General features: G+C 71.4%; 7 protein-coding genes. 6 read left to right on the top strand and 1 reads right to left on the bottom strand.

Annotation, left to right across the window (positions count from 1 at the left end; all coding sequences use genetic code 11):
* Positions 1-1,175: homocysteine S-methyltransferase family protein (locus ACZ4W9_RS25030; protein WP_467939449.1), on the bottom strand; the 1,175-nt coding region annotated here is incomplete at its 3' end.
* Between the two features lie 275 nt (positions 1,176-1,450).
* Between ACZ4W9_RS25030 and ACZ4W9_RS25025 the strand changes: the two genes are divergently transcribed.
* From ACZ4W9_RS25025 to ACZ4W9_RS25000, 6 genes are all read left to right on the top strand, one after another.
* Complete coding sequence (locus ACZ4W9_RS25025; RefSeq protein WP_467939447.1) at positions 1,451-2,215, top strand: IclR family transcriptional regulator; 765 nt, start codon at positions 1,451-1,453, stop codon at positions 2,213-2,215.
* A 392-nt stretch (positions 2,216-2,607) separates the two neighbouring features.
* Positions 2,608-3,402 (top strand): MIP/aquaporin family protein, encoded by a 795-nt coding sequence (locus ACZ4W9_RS25020; protein ID WP_467939445.1) that lies wholly within the window; start codon positions 2,608-2,610, stop codon positions 3,400-3,402.
* 79 nt (positions 3,403-3,481) lie between these two features.
* Complete coding sequence (gene glpK, locus ACZ4W9_RS25015) at positions 3,482-5,020, top strand: glycerol kinase GlpK (RefSeq protein WP_467939443.1); 1,539 nt, start codon at positions 3,482-3,484, stop codon at positions 5,018-5,020.
* Between the two features lie 47 nt (positions 5,021-5,067).
* The gene (locus ACZ4W9_RS25010; protein ID WP_467939441.1) at positions 5,068-6,684 is read left to right on the top strand and encodes a glycerol-3-phosphate dehydrogenase/oxidase; all 1,617 of its coding nucleotides are present in this window, start codon (positions 5,068-5,070) and stop codon (positions 6,682-6,684) included.
* Positions 6,685-6,802: 118 nt separating this feature from the next.
* Positions 6,803-7,474 carry a FadR/GntR family transcriptional regulator gene (locus tag ACZ4W9_RS25005; RefSeq protein WP_467939439.1) on the top strand — a complete coding sequence of 224 codons (672 nt, stop codon included), beginning with the start codon at positions 6,803-6,805 and terminating at the stop codon, positions 7,472-7,474.
* 140 nt (positions 7,475-7,614) lie between these two features.
* Positions 7,615-8,532, top strand: coding sequence for a PAC2 family protein (locus ACZ4W9_RS25000; RefSeq protein WP_467939437.1), 918 nt, complete (start codon positions 7,615-7,617; stop codon positions 8,530-8,532).
* Positions 8,533-8,629 lie beyond the last annotated feature (97 nt).

The raw sequence follows: 8,629 nt of genomic DNA, 5'->3' as shown, positions 1-8,629 counted from the left end.
AGCATGTGCGCGCCCTCACGGATCTGCTCCCGCGCCAGCTCCACACAGTCGTCCCAGCGGCCCTCCAGCATCGCCTCGCGGAACTTCTTCGACCCGTTGGCATTGGTCCGCTCACCGATGGCCAGGTAGGACGTGTCCTGACGGAAGGGAACCGACTGGTAGAGGGAGGCGGCGCCGGCTTCCGGACGGGGGTCGCGCTCGGGCGGGGTGACGCCCCGGACCCGCTCCACGACCTGGCGCAGGTGCTCGGGGGTGGTGCCGCAGCAGCCGCCGACCAGCGACAGGCCGTACTCGCGGACGAAGGTCTCCTGGGCGTCGGCCAGCTCCGGCGCGGTCAGCGGGTAGTGGGCGCCGTCCTTGCCGAGGACCGGCAGGCCCGCGTTGGGCATGCAGGACAGCGGGATGCGGGCGTTGCGGGCGAGGTAGCGCAGGTGCTCGCTCATCTCGGCCGGGCCGGTGGCGCAGTTCAGGCCGATCATGTCGATGCCCAGCGGCTCCAGCGCGGTCAGCGCCGCCCCGATCTCCGAACCGAGCAGCATCGTGCCGGTGGTCTCGACCGTCACCGACACGATCACCGGCACGTCCAGGCCGAGGGCCTCCAGGCCGCGCCGGGCGCCGAGGACGGCGGCCTTGGTCTGGAGGAGGTCCTGGGTGGTCTCCACGAGCAGCGCGTCGGCACCGCCGGCGATCAGGCCCTCGGCGTTGCGCTGGTAGGCGTCGCGCAGGGTGGCGTAGGGGGCGTGGCCGAGGGTGGGCAGCTTGGTGCCGGGGCCCATGGAGCCCAGCACCCAGCGGGGACGGCCGTCTTGCGCGGTGAACGCGTCGGCGGTCTCGCGGGCCACCCGGGCGCCCGCCTCCGACAGCTCGTGCACCCGCTCGGCGATGTCGTACTCGCCGAGCGCGGAGTGGTTGGCCCCGAAGGTGTTGGTCTCGACGCAGTCGACGCCCACGGCGAAGTACGCCTCGTGGACGGAGCGGACGATGTCGGGGCGGGTGAGGTTGAGGATCTCGTTGCAGCCCTCGAGGTGCTGGAAGTCCTCGAGGGTGGGCTCCTGGGCCTGGAGCATCGTGCCCATGGCTCCGTCGGCGACCACCACACGGGTGGCGAGCGCCTCGCGGAGCGCGGACACACGGGCCCGGCTGTCGGCGGAAGGGGACGTTGGCGACGAGGCCATGTAAGGGCTCCCTGGGATGCGACGGCTGTCGGCTATGCGGCCTTCCCGGACGGGCCGGGCTTGCCGCACGGCGTCAGGGTAACCGGGAGTGGGCTTGGATGGGCACCACGTCCACGAGACGGACGTGCGTGGCCGTGGCGTGACGCCCGGGCCTCGTGTGAGGTAACTGGTGCCGTCCGACCATTAGCGGGAGGTCGGCAAGGACCGGTAGTGTTCGACATTGCCGAACGGTGACTGCACCGTACGCAGTCGAAGGGGACGGAGGCAGGACGGCGATGGCACGGAACATCCAGTCGCTCGAACGGGCGGCGGCGATGCTGCGGCTGCTCGCGGGCGGCGAGCGGCGGCTGGGGCTGTCGGACATCGCCTCGTCGCTGGGCCTCGCCAAGGGCACCGCCCACGGCATCCTGCGCACCCTCCAGCAGGAGGGGTTCGTGGAGCAGGACGACGCCTCCGGCCGCTATCAGCTGGGCGCGGAGCTGCTGCGCCTCGGCACCACGTACCTCGACGTGCACGAGCTGCGCGCGCGGGCCCTGGTGTGGACGGACGACCTGGCCCGCTCCAGCGGGGAGAGCGTGCACCTGGGGGTGCTGCACCAGCAGGGGGTGCTGATCGTGCACCACGTCTTCCGGCCCGACGACAGCCGGCAGGTGCTGGAGATCGGGGCCATGCAGCCACTGCACTCCACGGCGCTGGGCAAGGTGCTCTCGGCGTACGACCCGGTGGCGCACAGCGAGGCGCTGGAGGCCGAGCGGAAGCCGTTCACCGACCGCACGGTGTGCGACGCGGCCGGCTTCGAGCACCTGCTCGACCTCACGCGCGCGCGGGGCTACGCGGCCGACGTGGAGGAGACCTGGGAGGGCGTGGCGTCGATCGCCGCCCCGATCCACGACCGGCGCCGCATGCCGGTGGGCGCGGTCGGCATCACCGGCGCGGTGGAGCGGCTGTGCCGGGAGGGCGAGCTGCGTCCGGAGCTGATCGCGGCGGTGCGGGACTGCGCCCGCGCGGTGTCGCGGGACCTGGGCGCCGGGCGGTTCTGAGGCGTGCCGCGACGGGCCGCGGCCAGGCCACCCGCGGGGCGCGTACAGGGCACGCACAGGAGCGGGGAATCCAGCCGGGACGCCAGGCGGCGTTCCGGCTGTTGATCTACCCAGAAACGGGCGAAAAGCCCTATATCGTATGCCAGGGCACGAAGGTCGATAACCCGCAGCGATCAATAACGATCCTGTTTTCGATAACAGAACTCTTGACGCACGGGTAACGCCGAACAAGACTCCCGTCCATCGGTCGGCATTGTCGAACACCTACCGGCAATACGCGCTAGAGTGTGACAACGCCAAGGGCCGGCATCGCTCTCACCCACGAGGGCGCCAGAACCACCGGAGGGACCCGGGGTTCGGCTACCCCTGGACGAAGGACAAAGGAGTCGCGGGTGTCCAGCTCCGACATCTTCATCGGCGAGACCATCGGTACCGCCATACTCATCCTGCTCGGCGGCGGTGTCTGCGCCGCCGTCACGCTGAAGGCCTCCAAGGCCCGTAACGCCGGTTGGCTCGCCATCGCCTTCGGGTGGGGCTTCGCCGTCATGACGGCCGCGTACATCTCCGGACCGCTGTCCGGCGCGCACCTCAACCCGGCCCTCACCGTCGCCCTCGCCATCAAGGACGGCGACTGGAGCAACGTCCCGACCTACTTCGCCGGCCAGCTGCTGGGTGCCCTCATCGGCGCCGCCCTGGTGTGGGTCACCTACTACGGCCAGTTCCTCGCCCACCTGACCGACAAGGAGATCGTCGGCGGTCCGGGCGCGCAGGCCACCTCGGCCAAGGCCGTCGAGGCCCAGGAGAAGGGCGCCGGCCCGGTCCTCGGCGTCTTCTCCACCGGTCCGGAGATCCGGAACGTGGCGCAGAACCTCGCCACGGAGATCATCGGCACCTTCGTGCTGGTCCTCGCCATCCTCACCCAGGGCCTGAACGACCAGGGCAACGGCCTCGGCATCCTCGGCGGTCTGATCACGGCGCTCGTGGTGGTGTCCATCGGCCTGTCGCTGGGCGGTCCGACGGGTTACGCGATCAACCCGGCCCGCGACCTCGGCCCGCGCATCGTGCACGCCCTGCTGCCGCTGCCCAACAAGGGCGGTTCCGACTGGTCCTACGCCTGGATCCCGGTGGTCGGTCCGCTGGCCGGCGGCGCGATCGCAGCAGGCGTCTACAACCTCGCCTTCGCCTAGGAAGCTCGCGGAAAGCACCGAGTCTTCGCGCAGCAGCCGTACGCACAGCCCCCTCACCACGGACTTCCAGGAGCACACAGTGACCGACGCCCACACCGCAGGCCCCTTCATCGCGGCGATCGACCAGGGCACGACCTCCTCCCGCTGCATCGTCTTCGACCGGGACGGCCGGATCGTCGCCGTGGACCAGAAGGAACACGAGCAGATCTTCCCCAAGCCGGGCTGGGTCGAGCACGACGCCAACGAGATCTGGACCAACGTCCAGGACGTCGTCGCCGGTGCCATCGCCAAGGCCGGCATCACCCGGGACGACATCAAGGCCATCGGCATCACCAACCAGCGCGAGACCACCGTGCTGTGGGACAAGAACACCGGCGAGCCCGTCCACAACGCCATCGTCTGGCAGGACACCCGCACCGACGCCCTGTGCCGGGAGCTGGGCCGCAACGTCGGCCAGGACCGCTTCCGCCGGGAGACCGGCCTGCCGCTCGCGTCGTACTTCGCCGGGCCCAAGGCCCGCTGGCTGCTCGACAACGTCGAGGGCCTGCGCGAGCGCGCCGAGGCCGGCGACATCCTCTTCGGCACCATGGACACCTGGGTCATCTGGAACCTGACCGGCGGTGTCGACGGCGGCCGGCACGTCACCGACGTGACCAACGCCTCCCGCACCCTGCTGATGAACCTGCACACGATGCGGTGGGACGACAAGATCTGCGAGTCCATCGGCGTGCCGGAGCGGATCCTCCCCGAAATCCGCTCCTCCGCCGAGGTCTACGGCGAGATCAGCGGCGGCCGGCTGGGCGAACTGCTCGGCGGCATCCCGGTCGCCTCCGCGCTCGGCGACCAGCAGGCGGCCCTGTTCGGCCAGTGCTGTTTCTCCGAGGGCGAGACCAAGTCGACCTACGGCACCGGCACCTTCATGGTGATGAACACCGGCGAGAAGATCATCAACTCCTACGCCGGTCTGCTCACCACCGTCGGCTACAAGATCGGCGACCAGCCGACCGTGTACGCCCTGGAGGGCTCCATCGCCGTCACCGGCTCGCTGGTGCAGTGGATGCGCGACCAGATGGGCCTGATCTCCACCGCCGCCGAGATCGAGACGCTCGCGCTCTCGGTCGAGGACAACGGCGGCGCCTACTTCGTGCCCGCCTTCTCCGGCCTGTTCGCCCCGCACTGGCGCTCCGACGCACGCGGGGTGATCGCCGGCCTGACCCGGTACGTCACCAAGGCGCACCTCGCGCGCGCCGTCCTCGAGGCCACCGCCTGGCAGACGCGGGAGATCGCCGACGCCATGGTGAAGGACTCCGGCGACGAGCTGGTGACCCTCAAGGTCGACGGCGGCATGACCGCCAACAACCTGCTGATGCAGACCCTGGCCGACGTCCTGGACGCACCGGTGGTGCGGCCGATGGTCGCCGAGACCACCTGCCTCGGCGCCGCCTACGCCGCCGGTCTCGCCGTCGGCTTCTGGTCCAGCACCGACGACCTGCGCGCCAACTGGCGCCGGGCCGCCGAGTGGACCCCCCGCATGGACGCGGAGACCCGCGCCCGTGAGTACAAGAACTGGCTCAAGGCCGTCGACCGGTCCATGGGCTGGCTCGACGACGAGAGCTGAGCGGTTCAACCGGCTCAGTCAGCTCTGACGAGGAGTAAGTACCCCACATGACCAGTCAGTCCACCCTGCAGTCCGTACCTGCCCTGGGGACGCGCCCGGCCTCCGGCTCGAACCCGAGCCGCGCCGAGACCAGGGAGCAGCTCGCCAAGGCGTCGTACGACCTTCTTGTGATCGGCGGCGGCATCCTGGGCATCTCCACCGCCTGGCACGCCGCGCAGTCCGGGCTCAGGGTGGCGCTGGTCGACGCCGGCGACTTCGCCGGTGCCACCTCCTCCGCCTCCTCCAAGCTCCTCCACGGCGGCCTGCGCTACCTGCAGACCGGCGCGGTGAAGCTGGTGGCGGAGAACCACTTCGAGCGCCGGGCGGTCTCCCGCCAGGTGGCCCCCCACCTGGCGAACCCGCTCACCTTCTACCTCCCCGTGTACAAGGGCGGCCCGCACGGCGCGGCCAAGCTCGGCGCGGGCGTCTTCGCCTACTCCGCGCTGTCCGCGTTCGGCGACGGCGTCGGCCACCTGCTGTCGCCGGCCAAGGCGGCGCAGGACGTGCCCGAGCTGCGCACCGAGAACCTCAAGGCCGTGGCCGTGTACGGCGACGACCAGATGAACGACGCGCGCATGGCGCTGATGACGGTCCGCGCGGCCGTCGAGGCGGGCGCGGTCGTCCTCAACCACGCCGAGGTCACCGGGCTGCGCTTCACCCGGGGCCGGGTGACCGGCGCGGAACTGAAGGACCGCCTGTCCGGCGAGGAGTTCGGCGTCAGCGCCCGCCTGGTGCTGAACGCGACCGGCCCGTGGGTCGACCACCTGCGCAGGATGGAGGACCCGAACGCGGCGCCGTCCATCCGCCTGTCCAAGGGCGCGCACCTGGTCCTGAAGCGCACCTCCCCCTGGAAGGCCGCGCTCGCCACGCCCATCGACAAGTACCGCATCACCTTCGCCCTCCCCTGGGAGGACATGCTGCTGCTCGGCACCACGGACGAGGAGTACGAGGGCGACCCGGCGGACGTGTCCGTCAACGACAAGGACATAGCCCAGATCCTGGACGAGGCCGCGTTCTCCGTCCGGGACCAGCAGCTCCGGCGCGACCTGATCACCTACGCGTTCGCCGGTCTGCGGGTGCTGCCGGGCGGCCCCGGGGACACCGCCAAAGCCAAGCGGGAGACCGTGGTCACCGAGGGCAGGGGCGGCATGCTGTCCGTGGCGGGCGGCAAGTGGACGACGTTCCGCCACATCGGCCGCACCATCATGAAGAAGCTGGAGGCGCTGCCGGGCCACCCGCTCGGCGACGACTTCGAGCCGATCGCCTCGCTGCCGAAGAAGCTGCCGCTGCCCGGTGTCGCCAACCCGCGCGCGGTCGCCCACCGGCTGCTGGCCGACGGCCCGGCGCCCGGCCCGCGCATGGCCGCCGACACCGCCAGGCACCTGGCCACCCACTACGGCTCCCTGGCCTTCGACATCGCCCGTCTGGCGAACGAGAACCCGGAGCTGGCCGAGCGGGTCCACCCCGACGCCCCCGAGATCTGGGCGCAGGTGGTCTGGGCCCGTGACCACGAGTGGGCCGAGACGGCGGACGACGTGCTGCGCCGCCGCACCACGCTGACCATCCGGGGCCTGGCCACGGACGAGGTCCGGGCGAAGGTCGAAGAGGTCCTGGACGAGAAGTAGGCCGGTACGGCAAGGACCGTGTACGAAGGGGGCGCCTCCGCTCGCGGGCGGGCGTCCCCTTCGCGCGCCCGCATAATGTGCCGAGACATCCGATGTCCGGGCGACGGGAGGCCGGTTGATGGCAGTCACCGACGAGGCGATCGAGAAGATCAAGGACATGATCGTCTCCGGTGCGCTGCGCCCGGGCGACCGGCTGCCCAGGGAGAGCGAGCTGGCCGCCGGGCTGGGGCTGTCGCGCAACTCGCTGCGGGAGGCCGTACGGGCGCTGTCGCTGATCCGCATCCTCGACGTGCGGCAGGGCGACGGCACCTATGTCACCAGTCTCGATCCGCAACTGCTGCTCCAGGCCATGAGTTTCGTCGTGGACTTCCACCGCGACGACACGGTGCTGGAGTTCCTCGCGGTACGCCGGATCCTGGAGCCGGCCGCGACGGCGATGGCGGCCTTCCGGATCGGCGAGGAGGAACTGGACGCGCTGGCGGCCCGGCTGGACGCCCTGGGCGAGACGCCCCCGGTGGAGGAACTGGTCGCGGCGGACCTGGAGTTCCACCGGAGCATCGTGCGCGGCGCCGGCAACTCGGTGCTGTGCTCGCTGCTCGACGGGCTGTCCGGGCCCACCACACGGGCCCGGATCTGGCGCGGCCTCACCCAGGAGGACGCGGTCGGCCGCACCCTGCGCGAGCACCGGGCGATCCTGGGCGCGCTGCGCGACCGGGACGCGGAGGCGGCGCGGTCCTGGGCGACCGTGCACATCGCGAGCGTGGAGCAGTGGCTGCGCTCCACGCCGTGAGTCCGCGCCGCGCGCGTGTCCCACGGCGGCGAACGGGGCAGTGATCCGTTCACTCCCCCGTGCAAGGGGGCTGCGGGCGCCCCCGCGGGACGCCGTAAGGTTGGTGGGTCAAGCGAGGGCACGTCGGAAGGAGGCACTGGGTGATCGAGCTGGAGGGGGTTCCCGAGCTGATCGACCCAGTCATGGTGGCCGCGTTCGAGGGCTGGAACGATGCCGGCGACGCCGCCTCCACGGCGGTCGCGCATCTGGAACGCGAATGGAAGGGCGAGGTGTTCGCGGCGCTCGACGCCGAGGACTACTACGACTTCCAGGTGAACCGTCCCACGGTGTTCATGGACGGCGGTGTGCGCAAGATCACGTGGCCGACGACCAGGTTGTCGGTGGTCCGGGTCGGCGGCGACAAGCCGCGCGACCTGGTGCTGGTCCGGGGCATCGAGCCGTCCATGCGGTGGCGTTCGTTCTGCAACGAACTGCTCGGCTTCGCGCACGAGCTGGGCGTGGAGCTGGTCGTCATCCTGGGTGCCCTGCTGGGTGACACCCCGCACACGCGCCCGGTCCCGGTCAGCGGGGTCACGTCCGACCCGGACCTGGCCCGCCGCATGGACCTGGAGGAGACCAAGTACGAGGGGCCGACGGGCATCGTCGGCGTCCTCCAGGAGGCGTGCACGCACGCGGGCGTCCCGGCGGTCTCGCTGTGGGCGGCCGTGCCGCACTACGTCTCCCAGCCGCCGAACCCGAAGGCCACGCTGGCGCTGCTCAACCGCCTGGAGGACCTCCTGGACCTGCGGATCCCGCAGGGCGAGCTGCCCGAGGACGCGCGGGCCTGGCAGGTGGGCGTGGACCAGCTGGCGGCCGAGGACAGCGAGGTCGCCGAGTACGTCCAGACGCTGGAGGAGGCCCGGGACACCGCGGAGCTGCCGGAGGCGTCCGGCGAGGCGATCGCCCGGGAGTTCGAGCGGTATCTGCGGCGCCGGGACGTGGGCCCTCCGGGCGGGAAGCCGAGGCCGCCCGCCTCCGGCGGCGGGGGCAAGGAGGACGAGGACGACTCGGAGGACTGAGGGTACGGAGGAGGGGGGGGGGGGGGGGGGGGGGGGGGGGGGGCCTCCCCCCCCCCCCCCTTCTCTCTTCCCCTCTCCCCCCCCTCTCTTGCCCACC

The organism is Streptomyces sp. NPDC029296, assembly GCF_055569255.1.
This window is presented reverse-complemented; position numbering and strand designations above follow the sequence as displayed.

What these genes read in the sequence shown, in the direction of transcription:
- ACZ4W9_RS25010 (WP_467939441.1), top strand. Translation starts at nt 5,068, where the DNA reads ATGACCAGTCAGTCCACCCTGCAGTCCGTACCTGCCCTGGGGACGCGC.
- ACZ4W9_RS25025 (WP_467939447.1), top strand. Translation starts at nt 1,451, where the DNA reads ATGGCACGGAACATCCAGTCGCTCGAACGGGCGGCGGCGATGCTGCGG.
- ACZ4W9_RS25005 (WP_467939439.1), top strand. Translation starts at nt 6,803, where the DNA reads ATGGCAGTCACCGACGAGGCGATCGAGAAGATCAAGGACATGATCGTC.